Genomic DNA, 22699 nt, shown 5'->3' with positions numbered 1-22699 from the left:
CCTCGGTAACGCCGGACGCTGGCCGGCGACGCCATGCCTGAACCTCAGAACCGGTAATTGACCCGCCCGTACCAGAACGCGCCGATCCGGCTGAGCACGTCACCGCTGTCCCAGGTGGTCTCGATGCTGGCCACGTCGGTGGCGCTGCGCGCGTACTCCGGCACCTTGCGGGTGCGCTTGTCGAACACGTTGTTGATGCCCAGCGCCGCACTCCAGCCCGCGCCCAGCTCCACACCGCCGGACAGGTTGGTCACCAGCACCGGTGGCTGCCTGTACTCCACGCCGTTGTTGAGGCGCTTGATCGACCCGTAGTAGGTAACGTCCACATTCGAGCGCCAGCGTCCGTTCTGCCAGCCCAGTCCGGCCACCTGGGTGTAGCTGGGCGTACGGAAGCGCAACGCGTACTCGCCGGACTTCGTCAGCAGGTTGATGTTGGGCAGCCCCTGCAGCGCCGCAGGAATGGCGCTGACGCTGCGGATCGTGGTGCGTCCGACGTTGGCGGCGTAGCTCCAGCGCAGCTTGCCCCACGAAGTGTCCTGGTTCGCCTCCAGCGTCAGCTCCACGCCGCGCGTGCGGGTGTCGCCCACGTTGGTGAAGTAGCTGGCATAGAACGCGTCGCCCGGCAGGATGCTGATGCCGGCCGAACCCAGCAGCGCATCGATCGTGTTCTTCTGCGCGGCGGTCAATACGGTGCCGCTGTTGTCGGTGATGCGCGCCGGATCCTGCGCGTTGTAGCCGATCTGGCTGGACTGGCCGAGCTGGCCGCGGATGTCGATCTGGTAGGCATCCACGGCCAGGTGGAAGGCCGGGCTCGGGTCCCAGGTCACGCCGATGCTGTAGTTGGTGGCCTTCTCCGGTTTCAGCGGGGTGGCACCCAGTGCCACCGCAGCGGGCGAGGACACCTGCGCCACCAGCGTCGTACCGCACGGGCAGCTGCCCGTGGCCTGGTAGAACTGCGCGCCCAGGCTTGGCGCGTGGAAGCCGTTGCTGACCGTCGCACGCACGCCCAGTGCGTCGGTGATGTCGAAGCGGCTGGTCAAGCGTCCGGTCGAGACGCTGCCGAAGTCCGAATGGTCTTCCCAGCGCGCGGCCGCATCCAGGTACCAGCGCGAGGTGACGTTGGTCGCCGCCCCCACGTACACCGCCTTGCTGTTGCGCGTGGCCTTCACCGCGTCGGCGGTGGAGTAGCCGACAAACGCAGCGGCACCGAATCCGGTGTACGACTCCCACTGCCCTGCCCCGCGCTCGTAGCGCTCGTGCTGGTACTCGGCACCGGCACTCACTTCCAGGGGTGAGGCAAAGGCCGCCACCTCAAAGCCCCGGCGCAGGTCCAGGTTGGCAATGCCCTGCTGGTAATCCAGCTTGCCGTCATAGAAGTCGGTGGGCGAGCCCGGGTACGGCAGCGAGTAGTTCACCGAGTTGCGGGTATAGGTGCGCACCGTGCTGCGGTTGCCGGTCAGGCTGGCGTCGTAGTCCCAGCCGGCCAGCTGCCCCTTCACGCCGGCGGTGCCGGTGTACTGCTTCTCCTTGGTCTCCAGCACCGGCAGGAAGCCGTCGGGAAACACGCTCAGCACCCCCGGTGTCCGGTACGTGGTGAAGATCGTGGCCGGCAGGCGGAAGTTCTGGATCGCCTGCGCGGTGCGGTCACTGGCAGTGGCGTTGGCGTAGAACTGCGCGCTCTCACCCAGGCCATGGCCCACGTTCACCGCAAACGCCTTCAGCGCATACGACGGTGAGCTGAGAATGGTGTTGGCTTCGGCATCGCGCGTGGCCTCGGCAGGGTCCGGCGTCGCACCGGCAGGCAGGCGGTTGTTCGGCCGCAGCGCGACCCGGTTGCCATTGGCATCGATCGCCGGATAGCTCAGATAGCCATCGATGTAGCGTCGCGTCCGGATCGCGTGGTGCTGGCGCGTGGTCTCACCCGAGAGGTTGACGAAGCCGTCCTCGCCCCAGGGCAGGCCGACGTTGGCGCGCACGCTGGTACGGGTGCCGTCGCCATCGATGCTCTGCCCGCTCTCCACCGACACCTCGCCGCCCTGCGCCTGCGATTTCAGGATGACGTTGACCACACCGGTGATTGCGTCCGAGCCGTAGATGGCGGAGGCACCATCGCGCAGCACTTCCACGTGGTCGATGGCCGACACCGGAATCAGCGCCAGATCCGCCCAGGCGTGGCCAGGAAAGCCGCCGCCGTTGGCACCGCTCACATAGGCACTGGCGTTGCGGCGCTTGCCGTTGACCAGCACCAGCGTGTAGCCCGGTGAAAGATTGCGCAGCTGATAGCCGCGGATCAGGCTCTCCTGGTCGCTCTGGTAGCCACCGATCTGGCTCAGCGACGGGAGGCTGCGCTGCAGCGCTTCGAGCAGGTTGGCCTGCCCGGTCGCAGCAAGATCCTCGGCGGAGATCACGTCGATGGGCGTGGAGCTGTTCTTGACCGTGCGCGTGCTGGTGCGCGAGCCGGTCACCACCACTGCGTCCAGGGTGGATGCAGCGACGTTGGCGGCAGCCGCTGTGGTTGCCGGCTGCGCATCGGCGTCTGCCGCATGCACGGGGGCCGCAACCAGGGCGGCGGCGATCAACACAGCAAGAGGACTCAGGACAGGGGCGTAGGCGGCAGGCATGGGGGCTCGTGGGGTGGGCCGGAAACACGGTTCCATTCAAGGGCCTGTTCACCCGCCACGACAGGCGTGATCGCGTCACCCAGCCGTAACATCCGGCCACCCACATGACCGCTGGTAATGACGTTAGGCAGCGCGCTTGCATGGGGTCGGATCCCTTTCGAAGGAAACGGATCCGACCCCAGCCGCCATATATCCCGCAGGCATCACCTCATGACCGCATGCCACGCGGCGGCATGCACCATCACCGGTAGCATCAGGCCATGCCCATCCACGCTGCCGATCCCACCGCGCCGACCGTCGCCATCGTGGCCTGCCACGGCCAGGGCCTGTTCGAGTTCGGTTGTGCGGTGGGCCTGTTCGCACCGGTGCGTCCGGAACTGGGCGTGGCGTGGTACCGCACGCAGCTGTGCGCGGGCGAACCCGGTGCGTTGCGCATGCTCGGCAATACGCAGGTGCAGTTGCCGCATGATCTGAACGCGGTGGACGATGCGGACATCATCGTCATTCCCGGTTGGCGCGAACCCAGTGAACGCCCGCCGCAGGCGTTGCTTAATGCGCTCGTCCGCGCCCACGCGCGCGGCGCCCGCATCGCCTCGATCTGCTCGGGCTCCTTCGTGCTGGCCTGGGCCGGCCTGCTCGATGGCCGCCAGGCCACAACCCACTGGCGGCTCACCGAAACGCTTGCGCAGCAGTTCCCCCGCATCGGCGTGCGCGACGACGTGCTCTACGTCGACGCCGGCAGCATCATCACCTCGGCCGGTTCGGCCACCGGCATGGACATGATGCTGCACATGGTGCGCAAAGATTACGGCGCGCGCGTGGCCAACCTCGTTGCCGAGCGCCTGGTGCTGGCGCCCTGGCGTGATGCCGGCCGCAGCCAGCGCGTCAGCCGCGCCATTCCCAGCGGCGAGCCGACACGCCTGGCCAAGCTGATGGAATGGATGCGGCGCAACCTGCGCGAACCGCACTCGCTGGGCAGCCTCGCCGAACAGGCCGCGTTGAGCCAGCGTACCCTGCAACGGCAGTTCCTCGACGCCACCGGCCTGTCACCCATCGACTGGCTGATCCGCGAGCGCGTGGCTTTCGCCCGCGAACTGCTGGAAACCACCGACCGCCCCCTGCACTGGGTCGCCGAGCAGGCCGGTTTCGGCTCACAGGAATCGTTCCGCCGCCATTTCCGCGGGCTGGTCGATGCCAGCCCCACCGAGTACCGCAGCCTGCATCGGCAGGGCATCGCAGCCGATCGACTGGTCGGCTGCTGAGGTACGCCTGCGGCAACGTCCGCCTTTCCACTCCGTCACCGGACCGGCAAGATAACGCCATGTCCCGCAGGCCGATGGAACGGTGATGACTGACCGCCCTTACAGGAACTACCGCTTCGGGATAGGCGTGTCGCTGGTGCTGGCGGCGTTCATCGCCACCCTTTCGCTCATCGCTGTGGCCACCCCCAATCTGGGTTGGGGCGTTGTGGCGCTGGCCACCCTGGCGATCTGGGTGGGCGTACCGTTGCTGCTGGTGCTTGTGCTGGCGTGGCTGCGCTACATGGTACGGGACCGTGGCCAGGTGCCCGGCCGCGTGCACGCCGTGATGTTCGTGCCCACCGCCGCAGCCATGCTCATCGTTCCGCTGTGGCAGTCCCTGCAGAACACCTGGGACAGCCTCGCCGGCGGCTCGCGTGACGCCATCGCGGAACTGCACGTCAATCTCAGCGGGCAGCCGCTGTGGCTGGACACCTCGCCGTATGCATCCACCGGCTCCGGCGCTGGCCCGGACCTGCCCATGCAGGGCGACACGCCCGAACGTTTCATCACCTTCCACCGCTACCCCAACGCGCAGTCCGATGCAGACAGGGCATTCCCGTATGAAGACCGGCGCCTGAAGCGCTCGGTGGACCACTACCGCTACGCCACGCCCTCTGGAGATCGTGCCGTCACCGACGTGCCCCTGCTGCGCCGCCCCTATCCGGACCTTGCGCCCTTCAACGCGTCATGGAGGCGCCCGGGCACGCCGGAACTGGTGCACCTCTATTACCACTACCGCGATCATGTGGAGGTCGCGCCCGCGCTCGCACGCCTCAGCGGCGCTACCGCAGATGATCTGCAGCGCAGCCGCTTCGAAGGCCTGGTGCTGTTCAAGGTCCACAACTACGGCGGCGCGCCCATCGTGCGGATGGAGGTCAATGGCATCGCACTGGACATCGGAGACGGCGCCATCGCCAGCATCCGGACGCCGCCCGCGGACTGCACCGCGTACGGCTACCCGGACGGCGCCGCGCTGCTTCCGCTCGATCAGCCCCTGCAGGTCCGCTGGCAGACCAGCAGCGAGCCGATGCGCTGGCACAGCGCCCGCGTGCAGGTACCGGCGTTCCGCACGCCGCAGCCCCTGGAGGGCCAGTCAACCCTGCAGCGCGTGCTGCTGTATGTGCTGCCTGATGACGCGCTGGCCGCCGAACGCTACGCGGAAATATTCGACCGCGATACGCGGCGCGGCATCCGCGCTACCGGCCTGCCCGCGGCGGCCGCTGCGGTGGCCACCTGCGGCAGCGCCTACGCCACCTATGGCGAAGACGCGCCGCCGCCGCTGGCAGACTGAGCAGCGTCGCCGCAGCGCCTGTTCTCAGCGGCGGCCACGCATCCGCCAGCACTGTGCGATGAAACCGAGCACGAACACCACGAAACACCCCAGCAAGGTCTGCAGCACGACCGGAGCCATCGGCGCGGCCGCAATCGGATGTGCCACCGGGATGCGGGTCAGCGTTTCATTCACGCCCGGCACCAGCGACAGCAGGAAGCTGAACGACAACGCGAAGGTGGACAGATACCGCGCCGCCCGCCCCAGGAAGCGCAGGCGCGCGGCCAGCACGCCGCCGAAAGCAACCAGCAGCACGATCACGCCAAAGGCGTGGCCGGGATTGAGTCCGCCCGTGCTGGACACGGTGAACGAGGTTGCCACCGACAACACCAGGCCCAGCAGGTAGAGCTTGCCGGCACGCGTGGCCGGATCGATGGCGCGGTGGCGGACGAAGCCATAGAGACCGGCCACGATGGGAAGCAGGCTGACGGCAGTGTGGATGACGCCGAGGGCGGACAGCGGGTGTGGCATGGGAGTGCTCCGTTGGGATTAAACAAACCTACTAGTAGGTAGGCATGGTGGGTAAAAAGAAGACCCGCGTTGCCGCAGGCCTTCCGCATACAGTTCTCAGGCGGCGCTCACCCGCGCGATCGCCAGCCGCGCCAGGGCCGCGAAGGTGGCCGCATCGCCAAACCCCCGCGCCGCCAACATCGCACCGTGCACGGACGCCATGAACGCCTTGGCTTCGTCGTCCGCCGGGCCCTGCAGGCGCAGCTGCCCCTGCGCAGCGCCCTTCAGCAGGGTACGGGTCAACCACTCGGTCAGGTCCTCGAAGTGGCCGCGCACCTCCTCGGCAATCTCCACCGGGATCATCGGTGCTTCCGCGGCCAGCATCGCGCAGATGCAGAACGACGCCGTTCCGCCGGCAATGCAGCTGGACCAGTAATCGACATAGGCGTTGAGCTCCAGCAGCGGATCACCCAGCTGCCGGTCCAGCAGCGCCAGTCCCTCGCGCGCCTCGGCCCGGTACAGCACCACCACCGTGCGCACCAGATCGGCCTTGCTGGGGAAGTGGTGATGGATGCTGGCCTTGCTGATGTTCACCCGCGCGGACACGTCCGCGTAGCTGAAACCGTTGTAACCACCGGCTTCCAGCAGGGAACGGGCCTGCGCCAGGATCTCCAGCGCCTTCGGGGACAGCGACTCTTTCATGGGCGTAAACCTACTAGTAGGTAGACAGGCCTGTCAACGGGCCGACCCGCGCCGTTCAGTGGGAGGACACATACAGCGCACCGGCTGGCGCGGGCGGCACCGCGAAGCTGCGCCGCATCCGCGCCACTTCCGCCGCCGGCGGCAGGCCGAACAGACGCTTGAACTCCCGGTTGAACTGCGACGGGCTGGCATACCCCACCGCCAGCGACGCCGCCTCGGCGGTCATCCCCTGGCGCAGCATCAGCAACCGCGCCTGGTGCAGGCGCGTGGACTTCACGTACTGCATGGGCGAAGTGCCGGTGACGTCACGGAAGTGATCGTGGAAGGTCGCCACGCTCATCCCCGCCTCCGCCGCCAGGTGTGCCACGTCCAGCGCCGTGGCATAGGCCGCATGGATCTGCCGCAACGCCCGGCCGATGCTGCCGAAACGGCCGCGCATGGCCAGCGCCTCACGCATCGCAGCGCCCTGCGCGCCGGTCAGCACGCGGAAGTACACCTCGCGCACCAGCGCCGGGCCCAGCACTGCCGCTTCCCGTGTGTCGCCCAGCGCATGCAGCAGCCGTATCACCGTGGCCTGCATCGGCGGGTCCATCGGGCTGGCCATCATGCTGCGCGCGTGTGTCTGCCCCGGCGCCTCATGCGCATCCAGCGCAAGCAGCAGCTCCGCCGCCAGCTGCAGGTCCAGGTGCAGGTAGATCGCCAGCAACGGCGCATCCGCCGACGCGTCGGTTTCCATGGTGAACGGCACCGGCACCGACACCGCCAGGTAGTGCTGCGCGTCGTACTGGTAGACCTGCCCGCCCAGGTAGCCGCGCTTGACGCCCTGGCAGACGATCACGATGCCCGGGTCGTACAGCACCGGCGTGCGCGCCAGCGGCCGGTTCGAGCGCAGCAGGCGTACGCCCGGCACGGCGGTGAGCGTGTAGCCCTCCTCCGGCGCCAACGCCTGCAGCAGCCCCACCATGCGCGCCTGCGCATCCTGCTGCACCGGATCATCGCCAGACCGCACCGCACACCTCAGAGGAATAGGCAAGATCGGCCGAAGCTTAGGCCTGTAGGGCATCCCCCACAAGCACTACTGTGCAAGCCCGCTTTCCATGAGGCCATCACCATGTCTCCCTCCCGTCTGATGCTCATCACCGGCGTCAGCAGCGGCTTCGGCCGCGCCCTCGCCGAACAGGCCCTGCAGGCCGGCCACCGCGTGGTCGGTACCGTGCGCAACGAACCGGCCCGCCAGGCGTTTGAATCCCTCGCCCCCGGCCGCGCGTTCGGCCGCCTGCTGGACGTCACCGACCACGCCTCCATCGACGCGCTGGTCGATGCCATCGAAAACGGCATCGGCGCCATCGACGTGCTGGTCAACAACGCCGGCTATGGCCACGAAGGCATCCTCGAGGAATCCACGCTGGACGAACTGCGCCACCAGTTCGAGGTCAACGTGTTCGGCCCCGCCGCGCTCATCAAGGCCGTGCTGCCGCACATGCGCGCGCGCCGCCGTGGTCACATCCTCAACATCACCTCGATGGGCGGCTTCATCACCCTGCCCGGCATCGCCTGGTACTGCGGCAGCAAGTTCGCACTGGAGGGCATCAGCGAGGTGCTGGGCCAGGAAGTGGCCGCGTTCGGCATCCACGTCACGGCCGTTGCGCCGGGATCGTTCCGCACCGACTGGGCCGGCCGTTCGATGATGCGTGTACCGCGCAGCATTGGGGATTACGACGCCTTGTTCGACCCCATCCGCCGTACGCGCGAGGCCAAGAGCGGTCATCAGCTGGGCGATCCGGAAAAGGCGGCGCAGGCCATGCTGAAGATCATCAACAGCGACGCACCGCCCAGCCACCTGTTGCTGGGCAGCGATGCCGTGCAACGTGTGCGTGACAAGCTGCAGGCCATGTCCAGCCGCATCGACCAGTGGGAGGTCGTGAGCCGATCCACCGACGGCGGTTGACATGCAGGTATTTACCTGCCTATTCTGTCCGCCATGGATGCAGACAAGGTGTTCAAGGCCCTGGCCGACCCCACGCGCAGGACGCTGCTGGACCTGCTCTGCGCAGACAACGGTCAGACGTTGGGCCAGCTGTGCGAACACCTGGACATGGCCCGGCAATCGGTCACCCAGCACCTGGGCCTGCTGGAAGACGCCAACCTCATCAGCACGGTGCGCCGTGGCCGCGAGAAGCTGCACTTCATCAACCCGGTGCCGCTGCATGACGTCTACGAGCGCTGGGTACGCAAGTTCGAGCAGCAGCGCCTGAGCCTGCTGCATGACCTGAAACGAGAACTGGAAGGAGAATGACGATGTCCGCAGCGTCCACCCGCTTCATCCACGTGATCTACATCGCTTCCACGCCACAGAAGGTGTTCGAGGCCATCACCCGGCCCGAGATCGCCCGCCGCTACTGGGGCCACGAGAACGTCTCGGACTGGAAACCCGGCTCGCGCTGGCAGCATGTGCGCGCCAACGACACGCGCTCGGTCGAGCTGGTCGGCGAAGTGGTGGAAAGCACCCCACCCTCGCGACTGGTCATCACCTGGGCTGCGGCCTCGCAGGCCGACAACCCGGACAGCTACAGCCGCGTCACCTTCGAGATCGTGCCCTACCAGGACATGGTGCGGCTGACCGTCACCCACGACGATCTGGAACCCGGCAGCGGCATGGATACCGGCATCCGCCAGGGCTGGCCGATCGTGCTGTCCAGCCTGAAATCGTTGCTGGAGACCGGCAAGGGTCTGGACGTGTTTGCCAAGCCGAGCTGACCGGTGAGGTGTCTGGCCGCAGTCACTTCAACGCCGGGTCGATGACCGGAAGCAGCCCGAGATCCACCAGGCTCATCTCAACCTGGTTGGCCTGTTGCACGGCATGCGGGTCGGCAAGATCGAGTACGTCGGTGGCGAGGATGAGTGTTCCGTTGCCACAGCGTTCCAGCCGGGCAGCCGCGGGAATCTGGTCTGCAGCGAGAGGGGCGTCCACGTACCCCATCCAGCCCAGAAACTCGCGGTGCGGGAAGGGCGCGCGATCGCGGCTGTAGAGCAGCAACTGGCCATCCACCCGCTGCTGGACATTGGTCTGGGCGAAGCTTATCGGCAAAGTCCTGAGTACCGCAGACAACATGGTGCCCACTACATTTCCGGGAGACCGGTAGGCCTTCTCGATACGGTCAACGTGGAACCGAAGGACGCCAAGATTGGGCTGGTAGCTCACTCCTGCGCCGCCACGCTTCGTCCAGTCGCTATCGTTTCCGGAGTTGGTGATCATGATTCCGTTGCTGCCGTCCGACGGCTGGCCCGGGAACTCCCTGGCCCACCGATGATCGTCTTCCTCGACACGCGCCACGAATGCACGGCTGTCGCTGAGGGGAACATAGGGGTCTCTGGCAGATCGTGGATTTGCCCACCATTGTCTGAAGAGCGGGTCGGCACTGGACAGGTTGAGAATAAGTATCGACAGGTCGTCCCACACCTGCTCGGCAGTGCGAGCCCGATGGGGATAACGGCAGACCAGGGTGATATTCACGGCATCTCCTCAGCAACGAGTGCTACTTCAACGCAGGGTCGATGACCGGAAGCAACCCAAGATCGACCAGGCTCATCTCGACCTGGTTGGCCTGTTGCACGGCATGCGGGTCGGACAGGTCGAGTACGTCGGTGGCGAGGATGAGCGTGCCATTGCCCCGTCGCTCAAGCTTTTCCGCAGCAGGAACCTGATCACGGGTGAGCGCCTCATCCACGTATCCCATCCAGCCCAGGAACTCACGATGGGGAAACGGTGCTCGATGCAGGCTGTAAAGCAGTAGATCAGCACCCACACGCTGTTTCACGTTCGTCTGTATCAAACACACATCGGGCCGCTTGGACATCGCATCCAGAATCGTCCACAGCACGCGCGATGGCCGCTCGAAGACCACCTCCACATCGCTGATGCTGATCCGAATCGAGCCAAAGCTTGGAGAGATCGCCAGCCCAACCCGTCCGCGCGCCCTCCAGCTCGCCTCATCTCCCGCGTTCGTCAACAGCAGGCCGGGAGCGCCGGCATGCCGAAGCTCTGGAAACTCGGCATCGTCCGCTTCCGTTCGGGCGATGATCCTCGATCGCTCTACGAATGACACGAAATGGTCCTTCGGCCCTTTCGGCATGCCCCACCATTGCCGGAAATCAGGCGTGAGCTCTCCAAGATTCTCGATCAATGCAGCCGAATAGGCGTATGCCTCTGAGAGAGACAGCCTCTGTGGGACGAACTTCACGGTCAATGTAGCGATCATCTCAACGTGCACCATGAAACCAAGGCGGTGTCGGCGACACTCAAGCCCCATCAGGCGGTGCAGAGGCAACAGGCATGACGCCGCGACCTGCCAAACCAATGAAAGCAAAGGCAATTTATTCCGCGTTGGCGGAGCAGCCGACCGCCATACCAAGCGCATTGCGACATTCGGCTTAGACTGCATGTATTCACTGCCCACTCCGCTCAGAACCTCCCACTTCCCCCCATGCACCCGCACCTGGAAAAGATCGGCGACACCACCCTCCTGCGCGTCCATGACCAAGGCCCCGTGCTGGATGCCAACGGCCTGCGCGACCTCGTCGGCGACGCGCTGGGTCACCCTGCCGAGTGGATCGTGGTTCCGGTGCAGCGCCTCTCGCCGGACTTCTTCGATCTGCGTTCGGGCGTGGCCGGGCAATGGATGCAGATGCTGGTGAACTACCGCCTGCGTTTTGCCGTGCTGGGGGATGTCAGCGCCCACCGGGCGCGCAGCGAATCACTGGATGCGTGGATCACCGAGTGCAATCGCGGCCGCGAGGGCTGTTTCGTGGCCGACTGGGACGCGCTGCGGGCGCGGCTTGCGGCGCCGGCCCGCTAGCGCGCGGTCCAGCCCCCATCCACCGGCAACGCTGTGCCGGTGATCTGGGCGGCGGCGTCCGAGGAAAGGAACACCACCATTTCTCCCAGCTGCTCGGGGGTGACGAACTGCAAAGAGGGCTGCTTTTCGGCCAGCAGCGCACGCGTGGCAGACTCCTGATCGATGCCCTCGCGCTCGGCCAACGCGGTGATCTGCTGCTCCACCAGCGCCGTGCGAACCCACCCGGGGCAGATGGCATTGGCGGTGATGCCGGTGCCGGCATTTTCCAGCGCGGTCACCTTGGTCAATCCCACCACACCATGTTTGGCTGCCACATAGGCCGACTTGTTCACCGAGCCCACCAGCCCATGCGCCGAGGCGATGTTGATGATGCGGCCGGCGCCCTGCTGCTTCATGTAGGGCAAGGCCGCCGCCGTGGCATGGAACACCGCCGAGAGATTCAGCGCCAGGATCGCGTCCCACTTCTCTACGGGAAATTCCTCGATCGATGCGGTGTGCTGGATGCCCGCGTTGTTCACCAGGACGTCGATACGCCCCATCCTCGCGACGGCGTTGGCGATCATGTTCCGTACGGCCTCGCCCCGGGACAGATCGGCGCCGTCATGCGCCACCCGCACACCGAACTCCGCCTCGAGGTTGGCGCGGAGGCTCTCGATCTGCGCCGCATCGCCGAAGCCGTTCAGCACGATGTCGGCGCCCTGTCGCGCCAGCGCCGTGGCGATGCCAAGACCGATACCGCTGGTGGAGCCGGTAACCACTGCGACCTTTCCGTTCAACATGGGCAAGCTTCCATCACGTGCAGGGGGCCAGTGTAGCTCCGCAACTACACGCCACGCGTGGATGCGCCCCTCTCGGCAGGAATTCATATTGGCTCTATAGTCGGCGCCATCCACCCAAGGATGGCTCGATGAACCCCAGCAAGGCCCTGCTGCCGGCGGCCCTCGCCGCACTGCTCGCTCCTGCCCTCAGCCAAGCCGCATCGCCCGAGCAGCTGGCAACGCCGCTCACCACTGGCAGTGTGCGCCTGGATATCGCCAGTGGCCGCGTGGAGGGCGATGCATGCCTGTCCAATCGCCCCGCCGACGCACAGGGCCACTTCGTGCTCAATGCCGGTCTGAACGTCGCACGGGTCACCGATGACGAGGGCAAGCCGGTCGGGTTCGATGGCTGGTACGACCCGGGCGTGGATGGCGAGGCGCGCGTCTACACTCTGGCCGAGCCCACGGCCACGCTCTGCGTGCAGTACGTGGGCGCGTTCCCGCTGTACCCGAAGCACGATGCCATGGGCGACTTCAAAGGCATGATGGCCTTCAACGGCGACAGCGCCCGTTTTACCGAGCAGTCTGCATGGCTGCCTCAGGCGTTCGACCCCAAGGCCCGCGTGCGCGGCAGCGAAAGCCGCTACGACCTGCAGGTGGACTGCCGCGGCTGCCGCTTCCTGTACCTCAATGGCAGCCCCGCCATCGAAGGCACGCAGGGCCGCTTTCGCAGCGACAACGCGCGGCCCATCCTGCTGTTCGGTGGCAGCGGCCCGATCACCCACACCGCGCAGGTCACCCTCCTCAACGAGAGCCTGCCCACGCCCAAGGTCGACGCGCTGTCCCGCGTCGTGCAGCAGGTGGCCGACGTGCACGCGCGCTACATGGGCGTGCCGCTGGCCGACCGCCCCACCTTCCTGCGCATGGTCACGCTCAACCAGGCCGAGCGCGACCGCGACGGCAGCGAATGGGGCTTCGCCACCTGGCCGACCATCGCCATGAGCGGCAGCATCGGCAATGTGGCCGATTCGTTGCTGGCTGGCGGTGAACAGGCCGAGCGGCGCGTGCAGTACATCGCGCACGAAATGGGCCACTACTACTTCGGCACGCTCAACCGTCCGCAGGGGCCGTACTACTGGGTGCTGCTGGAATCCAGCGCCGAATTCCTGTCGATCAAGGCGCTGCGTCAGATCAGTGGTGACGCTGCGGCGGACCGCTATGTTGCGAGGTTGCAGGCGGCCGTCGATGCGCTGGATACGCCGCTGCCGGCGTTCGATGCCGTCGATGGCCACTCGGACCTGGGCGAGATGTATCGCTACGTCTATGGTCCGTTGCTGCTACTTTCGCTGGAAAAGCAGGTGGGTGAGGCGAAGATGCAGGCCTTCATGCGCGGGCTGCTGGCCGCGCCTTCACCGAAAGACTGGGCGGAGCTGCAGGCCATTGCACTGAAGGCCAGTATCGATGCCGAGGCCTGGCAGCACTGGCAGGCCAGCTGTGTGGCAGGGGGCAGGCCGAGGTGTCGGGGCTGATGCCGGGACGGGCAATCATCGCCTGATCGCATCACCAACAAGGGCGCCCATTGGCGCCCTTGTTGATTGCAGGGCAAGGCCGAAATGTCGCTTACGCCCCACTGGCATGGGTAGAATTGGCCAAACCCTGTCGTATAAGGCCATGCCATGGAACACCCTCTTGTCGAGGTTCGGGGCGCTGCCCAAGCGCTCAGGGAGTTCGCCGAAGCCCGTGACTGGGCCCAGTTTCACTCCCCCAAGAATCTTGTCATGGCCCTTTCCGGCGAAGTTGGAGAGCTGAACGAGATCTTCCAGTGGATGACAGAGGCCGACTCGTTCAAGGCGGCGACTTCGGAAACCACCGCCAAGGCCGTACGCGATGAAGTTGCCGATGTAGCCCTGTACCTCATCCGGCTGTCGGACGTGCTCGGCATCGATCTGAACGAAGCCGTCAGCAGCAAGCTGGCCACCAATGCCGCCAAGTACCCGGTGGACCTCTCGCGGGGCGTCAGCACCAAGTACAACAAGCTGTCGCAGCCATGATCGTCTACCAGGCAGACAAGGCGTCCTTCCTTCGCCAATGCAACGACGAGGAGATCGAGGAGGTCATCCGCGCCAGCTTCAAGGCGGCGACGAAGGGCGACGTAGGCGAGTCCGAGATCCGTTCCTGGCGCGAGTCGCTTCGGTACGTCGCGCGTGCAATCACCCATCACTCCATTCCCGATGACATCGGCGTGGCGGTGGAGTTCATTCTTCCCCAGTCGAAGAAGCGCATCGACGTCGTCCTGACCGGTCGCTCCGAGGACGGTTCACCCCACGTTATCATTGTCGAGCTCAAGCAATGGTCCGCCATCAAGCCGACCAAACGCGACGCCATCGTGGAGCTTCGCGAAGGGCAAGCACTCGTTCACCCCAGCTATCAGGCGTGGTCCTATGCTGCATTCCTGGAAGGCTTCAACGAAGCGGTCCATGAAGGAAAACTCCAGCTCCACCCCTGCGCCTACCTGCACAACTATGTGCCGGACGGTGTGATCGATTCGCCCCACTATCAGCCCTACATCGAACGTGCCCCGCTCTTCCTGAAGAGCACCGGGGACCTCGAAAAGCTGCGTGGCTTCATCAGTCAGCACACCAGCAAAGGCGATGGCGCGTTCGTGCTTGCCGAGCTGGAGAATGGGCGAATCCGCCCTTCCAAGGCGCTCGCCGACGATGTGCATCGGCTGTTGAGGGGAAACAGTGCCTTTGCGCTGCTTGATGAGCAGAAGCAGGTATTTGAAGCCGCCAAGGCCGCGTGTGCCCAAGCGCACGCCAGCGGAAAGCCCCGCGTCGTCATCGTCGAAGGTGGTCCAGGCACGGGCAAGTCCATTGTCGCGGTGAATCTTCTTGCCGCGCTTCGCGATGGGTTGACCGTCAAGTACATCTCCAAGAATGCGGCACCTCGCGCCGTCTACAGCAACACGCTCATCCAGAAGCCCGAGAACGCCCATCTGGTGCATCTTTTCGGCGGGTCCGGCTCCTTTACCGAGTCGGCACAGAACGCGTATGACGTGTTGGTCGTGGACGAGGCACACCGCCTTACCGAGAAGAGCGGGTTCTATGGGAACCTGGGCACGCACCAGATCCAGGAACTGATAAATGCCGCACTATGCAGTGTGTTCTTCATCGATGAAGACCAGCGCGTCACGCTGAAGGATGTCGGCACCAAAGAGGCCATCCGGGACTTCGCGATTGCCCGTGGAGCGACGGTGGAGGAATACGTACTGTCTTCGCAGTTCCGTTGCGCGGGTTCAGACGGCTATCTGGCGTGGCTGGACGATGTGCTGCAGATCCGGCCCACCGCAAACACAACGCTGGACGAGAACAGCTACGACTTCCAGGTATTCGATGATCCGTCCGCGCTGCATGCCGCCATCGAAGCGAGGAACACCGGCAACCGTGCGCGCGTTGTGGCCGGCTACTGCTGGCCTTGGAACAGCAAGAAGAACAGCAAGGAGATGGACATTGTCATCGGCAGCTACCAGCGCCAATGGAACCTCAATGACGACGGAAGCCTCTGGATCATCTCGCCGGACTCGATCGACCAGGTGGGATGCATCCATACCTGCCAGGGTCTGGAAGTGGACTACATCGGGGTGATCATCAGGCCGGACCTCGTCATGCAGGACGGCGCGCTCAAGACCGTGCCGCGCGCGCGGGACCGGCACGACAAAACCATGAAGGGTTTAGTGAAGCTGTCAAAGGCTCATCCCGCCCACGCCGCTGAACTCGCGGACACCATCATCAAGAACACCTACCGCACCTTGATGACCCGAGGGATGAAGGGCTGCTACGTCTACGCGACCGATCCGCAGGTTGCCGCCTACTTCAGGGCCCGACTGCAGTCCGTCGCCAGCGTTGAGCACGCTGTAGAGGTGGAGGCCTGAGCGCCTCCACCTGACAGGCCATCAGCGGTAGATTCACGCGGGGCGAAGATGCTCCCCCTCAACCCATCACTTCCAGTGATCCGGCCCCAGAAACGGCAGGCTCAACACAAACACCGGAACCGCCACAGGAATCAAAGCGGCGCCCAGCACCTTGCCCGCCGCTGACCCCACGCCCGGCCCGTCCTCCCGCTCCGGCAGGATACGCTCGGCGCGCGCGTTGATCGGCTGCGCCAGCGCCGCCTTCTCCGCCAGCACCGCAGCGTCCGGCAGCTGCACGCGTTCGCCATCGCCCTCGAACAAGGCGCTGTAATAGCTGCCACCCTTCTTTGAAAGAGCGCAGGCACGATCAAAAGCCAGCGAGTAACGGCTCCGCTCCAGCGGCAGGTAGTAGCGCGCGCGCTCATCGACCACCTTGGCTTCTCGCGGTGTGACGTCAATCCGTTCCAGCCTGAACTGCGCCGCCTGTTGCGGCGTCACCTGCTCCGGCCGCAGCAGCAGCGCGTAGCTGCCATGCACCTTGGCCTTGTTGGCCGGGTCGCGCCAATCCTCGTGGAAGTACATCTGCGCGCACACCACCGCCTCGCGCAGCGGGCTGTCCATCAGGGCGCGGTAGTCACGGAACGGCGCCGCATCGAAGCGCATCGGTTCGTCGTAGCGCGGCAGCAGGTACAGCTGGCCATCGTCGGCCACGAAGGCACCGGTAATCTCGCGGATCGAGGTGTGCTGCTCCGGGCCGCTGGCGCACCCGGACAGCAGGCCCAGGCACAGGGCGGAAAGAATGAAGAAGGACGTTCGCATGTCGTATTGAAGGGCTTCCCTGGAAAACCGGCCTCACCCAAAAGGACGGGGCCAGTCCGCCATGATGCCACGGCGCCGCATGCGATGCGGAACGCGCCTTACTGGGCTCTACCCCGGCATCACGGACGGCTCTAGAAGAGCGGCTACCCTCTGATCCTGCCTGACGCCCCGTTGCCGCATCCTCGGATTGTGGCGTCGCTCGATGGCACTGAACCTCCTACGTGCTGACATGAGTACTCCTCAAGGTCTGAATCGGCCTTCTTGTAGGTATCCGGGTAAAACGGAGGTGAACCCGGGAAGTATCCTTCCAGTAGAAGAGGGACACTTTCAATTCAGCGGCAAGGACGTCTGCGCATACTTCCTCGAGAACAAACGCGAAACGCCAGTTCAATTGTCACTAACTACAGGATCGAACCCTGGCTTGGCAGGCTGACACCATGAGGCCACCGCCTGGGCTCGGTAGCTGATTCCTGCCTTAGATCGTCCTTGGGTTTCGCTCACCCACAAACCTTCCCTTCAAAGTAGCTCACACCGGTCATCCGTCAAGATGGCCGGGGCGTTCTGTTCTAGTCATCATCGCTCTGCTTGTGCTTAAAGACATGCGGCAAAAGAATTTCTGTTCTCGCCATGCTGTGATTGATGACGAACGATACACGGTCACATACCGCAAATGCCTCTTGAACTCGCTGTTGTGGCAGGTGAGCACTCCACTTGTGTCCGGGCTGTAGAACAAATGGAATCGATTCAACGTTGAGGACTGCAGCTTTGGTCCGTTCAAACCTGCTAAAGGGCCTTCGCCATTTCCAAGGCATCCGAGTGAAGCCGTATACCGCAACACTCTCCAGCGTTGTTGCCTGACTACCAATGTTTTTGACGGTAAAACCAAGATGCAATACGCCATCATTTCGTTGCCCTGGCGTAAAAATCAGAAGCCCATCTTGAACCATTGCTCGGAGTCGGGCGCGATTGATGAAGCGGAACACTTCAAATCCGGCCATGAGTGAGGACAGCAATGCACCCCAGATTGCCAAGAACGCAGTCACGCCTCATCTCCTAATGGCAGATGATTGACTGCAAAAAATGCTTCAACTCGTCTAGAGTCACCGCAATCCAAACAGCTCTTCTCCAGTGCAGCCTTTAGCTCTATCGAGTCTCCTTGTATCCATTTACTCACCAGCGCATCGAAGTGCCTGGTTTGCTTGACGTAAGGAATCAGCCTGCGAATGTATACGTCCGCAATGTCTTGATGAGTGACACCGCGTGCCTCAGCAACATCCTTAACCGCTCGGATTCGAATCCGGCGTACATCACCAGAGCTATTGCATGGAGCTGCTTTGTGAGCCAAAAGAATGGCGTGCAAAAGGTCAACTGCGTCATCAATGCGTTGGCTCATTGAAGTCCCCTCTGCTTGTACGCAGGAAACACTCTAGACCTGCCAGATTGGCTTCCATCTGCTCTACTGAACTACAGGAGAGTAAGTTGGTCGTCTGACTCAAGCGGCGTAATGTCATAGACGATGATGGTCGGCCGTCGCTCTGCGACGTGAGATTGCTTGTAGAGGCGTGACACTGTCCCTTCGACAACGCAATGAAGAAAGAGCGCCGGCTTGTATTTCTTGATATTCCCAACACCGGGAACACAATTCAATACATGCCCGTGATACTCAAGGCCCAATGAGTTTGCGTTCTCATTGCCTCGCGTAAGCCTCCCTTCCAGGCGCACTTCATCGCCATGTTCCAACTCTGGAAACAGGAACTCTCCATCGTCATTGGCTGCCGGCTGGTGGCCGAAGAATGACTTCTCTTCAACGGTGATCGTGGTCGCTTCAAAATTGCCACCATCGCCATTCCTAACGCCAATTTCCAAGGAACGCCCCTCCCGAACCGTTGATGAAATTCGCTTCAACATGGCCGATGGTATTTCCATGTACCACTTTAGGTATTCAATCGGAACATAGATGATCTCGCCGGATTCATTCTTAATTCCGACAACCCCAGCTCCGGGCCAGTGAAGGTCACTAGCCCACTCACGATTTCCTTTGGTGTGCTTGAGCACATCAATGAGCTTCTTGAACGCATCTAGAGACTTTCGCACCACATCTGAAAGACCGATGTCCTTGAAGTCCTTTTCCGCCATCTTCTCAGCAGCCTTCTTTACGTAGGCCCCTGCGCCTATGGTGACTACCCCGGAAGCCACAAGCATCCCGTGTTCTTGAATCCAGACGACCCAGGAACCTTCAGCAGTCTTTACGGGGATCTCATAGTCAACTGCGGCCAAACCAGGAGCCTGCCTCCTGCAAAAATACTTAATGCAATCGTCGAGACCAAGTAGCACATTTCCCGCAGCAGAGGCCGAAATTATCCCAGTGGGTACCGCCTCGCCATACAACTTTAGGTAACCAACCCCCGAACTGTCAGCATCAGTCACGATCGAGCCCTCTGTAGAGACCGCAAAGCCAATACATCCTTGACCTCCGATAGTCGTCGGATTGATTCATGAACGTCAAGTACCAGGGAATTCCGATTCCAGATGTCAGCCGACCACAATGCTAAGCAGCATAAGGGACAAAAAATTTACAGCATTACTATCAAGCCATTGAGCCAAAAGATGCCGCATGCGGTAATAGTCCAGAGTTTCTCGGCGCTGAGGTATCCGCCACTACGCTGGGTGAAAGCGAAGCCGCTCCGCCTTCCGCCGAAGCAGGCGTATTGATGATGCGAATGTCTTCGACCAAAGCATTCAACGCTTTCGCCACATGCTCGGTGCCAAAAGCCCCTCTATATATTGCCACTGTGAAGTACGGACAGCCGTCCCGGACCATCATCGTCACCTTGACGGGCCAAATCGCCCGATGCCTCCCGACTCTAGAATGAATTACCTTCAAAGTACGGGTTAGGAACAAGAACGTCCAGACGCCTACACTCAACTGCTACACCGCCCCATCAGCCAAGCGAGCCAATTGCGTCACCAAACCGCCACGACGCCGCTGCCGCAGGAGACCCTGTGGTGCCAGCCATGCGCAGTATGGACAATTCCCCTCTACCTGATTCGACCGTCGATATCTACTTCAACCGCTCAAGCAACCGCTGCCCGACTTCCAGCGCCGAGGCCGGGTTCTGCCCGGTAATCAGCTCGCGGTCCACCACTACATGGCCGGTCCACGGCGTGATGTTGCTGCTGAACTTCGCACCCGCCCGCTGCAATGCGGTCTGCGGGTAGAACTTCATCTCGCCGCCGCCCAGCAGCGGCTTGGCCTGTTCTTCTTCCTGGTTGCTGATCACCGTCATCTGGTAGCCGCTGTAGATCCAGTTCGGCGTGGCCGGCATCGCACCCGCGTCCAGCTTTGCCACGAAACCTGCTGCATCCGGCAGCGTGGACAGCAGTGCGATCGGCCCGTGGCAGACCAGTGCGGTGGTCTTGTTGCGCTGGTGGAAGTCGGCCAGCAGCCTGCCCAGCGCCTGGCTCTTCAGCAGGTCCTGCATCGGCGCGTGGCCGCCGGGAATGTAGACCGCATCGAACCGCGCGTAACCCTGCTGCTCGATGCGCGCCAGGCTGACCACCGGGGAGGCCGTCGGCGAGGTCAGCGCCAGTTTCTCCAGCAGGTCCTTGTGCAGCGTCAGCTGCGCGGCATCGTTGCCGAAGTACGCCGCCGTCACCGAGGACGCATCCACCGTCGGCGCCCGCCCCTGCGGCGTGGCGAAGGTCACCGCGTGGCCCGCGTCCAGCAGCAGCTTGACCGGCTGCATCAGCTCGTTGAGATAGAAGCCGGTGGCCAGCACCTTGCCGTCCTTCAGGTCCAGTTGGTTTTCGTCGGACAGCACCACCAGCACGTTGGCGGCCTGCGCGCCGGTGGCGGCCAGGGTCAGGGCCAGCGCTGCGGCCAGCCGGGTCATCAGGTTCATGGGGAGCTCCTGTTCGGGGAATGGCGGCCACTTTATTCATCACCCCAGCGGCGATAAATTGGCCTCATCGCAAAACATCTGTTCCCCGGAGAGCCAAATGAGCCGCAAGTTCGACTACCTGGGCGATGTGGAGGTGTTCCTGGCGGTGGTGGAGCACGGCTCGTTCACGGCGGGCGCGGTGGCGCTGTCCACCACGCCGTCGGTATTGAGCCGCGCGGTCACGCGCCTGGAAGCGCGGTTGGGCCGGCAGCTGCTGCAGCGGACCACCCGCCGCGTGGGCCTGACCGACGCCGGGCGGCTCTATCGGGAACAGGTGCGCACGGCCTTCGGCCTGCTGGACGACGCCGAGCGCGACGTGCAGGGTCAGGACGGCGCGCTGGCCGGCCGCGTGCGCCTGAGCGTGCCGACCACCTATGGCCACTACCGGCTGCCCCCGGTGCTGGCGCGCTTTGCGCAGCAGTACCCACAGGTGCAGGTGGAACTGAACATCACCAACCGCAACGTGGACCTGGTGGCCGAAGGCTTCGACCTGGCCATCCGCCTGGGCCAGCTGCCGGACAGCGGGCTGGTGGGGCGGAAGCTGGAAGACGCGCCGCTGCTGCTGGTGGCCGCGCCGGGCTACCTGCAACGCCGTGGCACGCCGCAGACGCTGGACGACCTGCAGCAGCACCTGTGCCTGCCCTTCGTGATGCCGCGCACCGGGCGGCTGGCGCCGTGGATCTTCCGCGACGAGGGGCGCGACGTGGACTGGCTGCCGCGTTCGTCCATCGAGACCTCCGACGATGTGCTGGGCGTGGTGTCGCTGGCCGAACAGGGCATCGGCATCTGCCAGAGCTATGAGTTCATCGTGCGCGAGCGGTTGCAGCGCGGGCAGCTGGTGGAGGTGCTGCCGCAGCTCCGGGGGCGGTCACGGCCGTTCTCGGTGATCTATGCGCCGCATCGGCGGCAGTCGGCGGCGGCGCGGGCGATGATTGAGTTGTTGGTGGGGAATGCGGGCGCGGTTGAGGAAGGTGTTCGTTGAGGAGCGCTGCCTGCTGGCGGTGTCGTGATTGAACCGATTTTTCAGGTGCGCGGGTGATCGGGCAGCGTCGCCATCCGATTTTGAGACGAAAGGGGTGTTAAGAAGGCTGTCGCGCTATTCGCTTGTGGCGTGGGCGATTACGCCAGTTTGATTCGCAATCAGCAGGGTGACTGCGCGAATGCGTCTGGCGATGTCGCGTGCTGCACGAATGGTGCGTGCCACAATAGTTCTTCGCTCTCGATTCCTGCGATTTCTTCGGGAATTTCTATTGGCATTCGGAGCGACGGCGTAAACACCATGGCGCGCCACCGACAACGGGTGGCTACGGGTCTGCAAACCCGTGACGATTGCTGTGCCTGTTGTTTACGCTTGCCCGTCGGCACCGTATTTGAACGGTGCCGGCGGGCAATCCGTCGGCCTTTATGGCGGGCGGTGCGTGGGGGTCTTCGGACCCACCGGTCATGGCACTACTTCGTCCCGGTTTGCAGCCACGCATCGTCCGCCACCCCGTTTACGCGGTGGCGCTGTCAAGCACAGCCAGGGAAACCGACGCCATGAACGATTCCGAGAACTTCTCCTCGTACACCACCGTTGAGCCCATCAACGACGACACCCCGCCGCCCGACCTCAACTCCCTGATCGGCATCCTCAAGCGCATCCGCCGCTGCGAAGGCGCCGATGGATTGCCTTGGCCGGAAAACGATGTGTCGCCTGGACGGCGAGTCAGCCTCGCCAGGAGTGAGCGCGCGATGGTGGGGGCGCTGACGGTGCTGGAGGTGCTGCATGCTGCGGACCGCTGCCGGGTGGCGGCGGATCCGGAGCGGCATTTGGATGAGGGGGTGGTGGATGGGTTGTTTCTGGCTTGCCGGGGGTTGCTTGAGTGGGCTTGTCGGGAGGTTAGGCCGGAGTGAGCATGCCGACACGCACTGTTCGCTGCTCGAGAATCATCCATTCCATATACACACAACAGCAAGTGCAATCGGCCACGTAGGCAATGTGACTGACTCGCCGAGAGCCAACTACACGGCG

The 22699-nt window shown here is 63.9% G+C and carries 23 protein-coding genes; 11 read left to right on the top strand and 12 right to left on the bottom strand.

Annotated features, from left to right (window positions below; translation table 11 throughout):
• Nucleotides 1-44 precede the first annotated feature (44 nt).
• Nucleotides 45-2621 (bottom strand): TonB-dependent receptor plug domain-containing protein, encoded by a 2577-nt coding sequence (locus ACZLIF_RS09105; protein WP_478462547.1) that lies wholly within the window; start codon nucleotides 2619-2621, stop codon nucleotides 45-47.
• A 260-nt stretch (nucleotides 2622-2881) separates the two neighbouring features.
• Here ACZLIF_RS09105 and ACZLIF_RS09100 point away from each other — a divergent pair, with 260 nt between their 5' ends.
• Nucleotides 2882-3883, top strand: coding sequence for a helix-turn-helix domain-containing protein (locus tag ACZLIF_RS09100; protein ID WP_478462545.1), 1002 nt, complete (start codon nucleotides 2882-2884; stop codon nucleotides 3881-3883).
• Between the two features lie 85 nt (nucleotides 3884-3968).
• Nucleotides 3969-5213, top strand: a complete 1245-nt coding sequence (locus ACZLIF_RS09095) for a hypothetical protein (protein ID WP_478462544.1) — start codon at nucleotides 3969-3971, stop codon at nucleotides 5211-5213.
• Between the two features lie 24 nt (nucleotides 5214-5237).
• On the opposite strand, the gene ACZLIF_RS09090 is transcribed toward ACZLIF_RS09095, so the two are convergent.
• The 3 genes from ACZLIF_RS09090 to ACZLIF_RS09080 all read right to left on the bottom strand — a co-directional run bounded on the left by ACZLIF_RS09090 (nucleotide 5238) and on the right by ACZLIF_RS09080 (nucleotide 7413).
• Nucleotides 5238-5723 (bottom strand): hypothetical protein, encoded by a 486-nt coding sequence (locus ACZLIF_RS09090; protein ID WP_053517571.1) that lies wholly within the window; start codon nucleotides 5721-5723, stop codon nucleotides 5238-5240.
• Nucleotides 5724-5819: 96 nt separating this feature from the next.
• Nucleotides 5820-6404 (bottom strand): TetR/AcrR family transcriptional regulator, encoded by a 585-nt coding sequence (locus ACZLIF_RS09085; protein WP_193396291.1) that lies wholly within the window; start codon nucleotides 6402-6404, stop codon nucleotides 5820-5822.
• A 55-nt stretch (nucleotides 6405-6459) separates the two neighbouring features.
• Complete coding sequence (locus ACZLIF_RS09080; protein ID WP_478462543.1) at nucleotides 6460-7413, bottom strand: AraC family transcriptional regulator; 954 nt, start codon at nucleotides 7411-7413, stop codon at nucleotides 6460-6462.
• A gap of 102 nt (nucleotides 7414-7515) precedes the next feature.
• Here ACZLIF_RS09080 and ACZLIF_RS09075 point away from each other — a divergent pair, with 102 nt between their 5' ends.
• From ACZLIF_RS09075 to ACZLIF_RS09065, 3 genes are read left to right on the top strand one after another with little or no spacing between them, the layout of a single operon-like run.
• Complete coding sequence (locus tag ACZLIF_RS09075) at nucleotides 7516-8352, top strand: oxidoreductase (protein WP_478462542.1); 837 nt, start codon at nucleotides 7516-7518, stop codon at nucleotides 8350-8352.
• Between the two features lie 33 nt (nucleotides 8353-8385).
• Nucleotides 8386-8700, top strand: coding sequence for an ArsR/SmtB family transcription factor (locus ACZLIF_RS09070; protein ID WP_053517574.1), 315 nt, complete (start codon nucleotides 8386-8388; stop codon nucleotides 8698-8700).
• 2 nt (nucleotides 8701-8702) lie between these two features.
• Nucleotides 8703-9161 (top strand): SRPBCC family protein, encoded by a 459-nt coding sequence (locus ACZLIF_RS09065; protein WP_074901428.1) that lies wholly within the window; start codon nucleotides 8703-8705, stop codon nucleotides 9159-9161.
• Between the two features lie 22 nt (nucleotides 9162-9183).
• On the opposite strand, the gene ACZLIF_RS09060 is transcribed toward ACZLIF_RS09065, so the two are convergent.
• Both ACZLIF_RS09060 and ACZLIF_RS09055 read right to left on the bottom strand, forming a co-directional pair.
• The gene (locus tag ACZLIF_RS09060; protein WP_478462541.1) at nucleotides 9184-9918 is read right to left on the bottom strand and encodes a hypothetical protein; all 735 of its coding nucleotides are present in this window, start codon (nucleotides 9916-9918) and stop codon (nucleotides 9184-9186) included.
• 22 nt (nucleotides 9919-9940) lie between these two features.
• Entirely contained in the window at nucleotides 9941-10663 is a 723-nt protein-coding gene (locus tag ACZLIF_RS09055) for a hypothetical protein (RefSeq protein WP_478462539.1), read from the bottom strand.
• A gap of 225 nt (nucleotides 10664-10888) precedes the next feature.
• On the opposite strand from ACZLIF_RS09055, the gene ACZLIF_RS09050 reads away from it, so the two are divergent.
• Nucleotides 10889-11260: a DUF4180 domain-containing protein gene (locus ACZLIF_RS09050; RefSeq protein WP_478462537.1), complete on the top strand. Its 372-nt coding sequence runs from the start codon at nucleotides 10889-10891 to the stop codon at nucleotides 11258-11260.
• Here the strand turns inward: ACZLIF_RS09050 and ACZLIF_RS09045 are convergent.
• The gene (locus ACZLIF_RS09045; protein WP_478462536.1) at nucleotides 11257-12039 is read right to left on the bottom strand and encodes a 3-hydroxybutyrate dehydrogenase; all 783 of its coding nucleotides are present in this window, start codon (nucleotides 12037-12039) and stop codon (nucleotides 11257-11259) included. The two genes, ACZLIF_RS09050 and ACZLIF_RS09045, sit on opposite strands and share 4 nt — an antisense overlap.
• A gap of 128 nt (nucleotides 12040-12167) precedes the next feature.
• On the opposite strand from ACZLIF_RS09045, the gene ACZLIF_RS09040 reads away from it, so the two are divergent.
• The 3 genes from ACZLIF_RS09040 (at nucleotide 12168) to ACZLIF_RS09030 (ending at nucleotide 15949) form a co-directional block, all read left to right on the top strand.
• Nucleotides 12168-13547 carry a M1 aminopeptidase family protein gene (locus tag ACZLIF_RS09040; protein WP_478462534.1) on the top strand — a complete coding sequence of 460 codons (1380 nt, stop codon included), beginning with the start codon at nucleotides 12168-12170 and terminating at the stop codon, nucleotides 13545-13547.
• A gap of 249 nt (nucleotides 13548-13796) precedes the next feature.
• Nucleotides 13797-14069: a nucleotide pyrophosphohydrolase gene (locus ACZLIF_RS09035; protein ID WP_227255387.1), complete on the top strand. Its 273-nt coding sequence runs from the start codon at nucleotides 13797-13799 to the stop codon at nucleotides 14067-14069.
• Complete coding sequence (locus ACZLIF_RS09030; RefSeq protein ID WP_478462533.1) at nucleotides 14066-15949, top strand: DNA/RNA helicase domain-containing protein; 1884 nt, start codon at nucleotides 14066-14068, stop codon at nucleotides 15947-15949. Before ACZLIF_RS09035 ends, ACZLIF_RS09030 begins: the two co-directional genes overlap by 4 nt.
• A gap of 66 nt (nucleotides 15950-16015) precedes the next feature.
• Here ACZLIF_RS09030 and ACZLIF_RS09025 read toward each other — a convergent pair whose 3' ends face one another.
• From ACZLIF_RS09025 to ACZLIF_RS09005, 5 genes are all read right to left on the bottom strand, one after another.
• Nucleotides 16016-16747 carry a hypothetical protein gene (locus ACZLIF_RS09025; RefSeq protein WP_478462532.1) on the bottom strand — a complete coding sequence of 244 codons (732 nt, stop codon included), beginning with the start codon at nucleotides 16745-16747 and terminating at the stop codon, nucleotides 16016-16018.
• Nucleotides 16748-17313: 566 nt separating this feature from the next.
• The gene (locus tag ACZLIF_RS09020) at nucleotides 17314-17790 is read right to left on the bottom strand and encodes a hypothetical protein (protein WP_128990287.1); all 477 of its coding nucleotides are present in this window, start codon (nucleotides 17788-17790) and stop codon (nucleotides 17314-17316) included.
• Nucleotides 17787-18140, bottom strand: coding sequence for a hypothetical protein (locus ACZLIF_RS09015; protein WP_128990289.1), 354 nt, complete (start codon nucleotides 18138-18140; stop codon nucleotides 17787-17789). The genes ACZLIF_RS09020 and ACZLIF_RS09015 overlap by 4 nt, the downstream gene beginning before the upstream one ends.
• 71 nt (nucleotides 18141-18211) lie before the next feature.
• Nucleotides 18212-19174 (bottom strand): hypothetical protein, encoded by a 963-nt coding sequence (locus tag ACZLIF_RS09010; protein ID WP_128990291.1) that lies wholly within the window; start codon nucleotides 19172-19174, stop codon nucleotides 18212-18214.
• 635 nt (nucleotides 19175-19809) lie between these two features.
• Complete coding sequence (locus tag ACZLIF_RS09005) at nucleotides 19810-20649, bottom strand: type 1 glutamine amidotransferase domain-containing protein (protein ID WP_128990293.1); 840 nt, start codon at nucleotides 20647-20649, stop codon at nucleotides 19810-19812.
• 97 nt (nucleotides 20650-20746) lie between these two features.
• Between ACZLIF_RS09005 and ACZLIF_RS09000 the strand changes: the two genes are divergently transcribed.
• Both ACZLIF_RS09000 and ACZLIF_RS08995 read left to right on the top strand, forming a co-directional pair.
• Entirely contained in the window at nucleotides 20747-21670 is a 924-nt protein-coding gene (locus ACZLIF_RS09000; RefSeq protein WP_414487924.1) for a LysR family transcriptional regulator, read from the top strand.
• 554 nt (nucleotides 21671-22224) lie between these two features.
• Complete coding sequence (locus ACZLIF_RS08995; protein WP_478462530.1) at nucleotides 22225-22581, top strand: hypothetical protein; 357 nt, start codon at nucleotides 22225-22227, stop codon at nucleotides 22579-22581.
• Nucleotides 22582-22699 lie beyond the last annotated feature (118 nt).

The organism is Stenotrophomonas sp. 2201_Sma, assembly GCF_056486685.1.
This window is presented reverse-complemented; position numbering and strand designations above follow the sequence as displayed.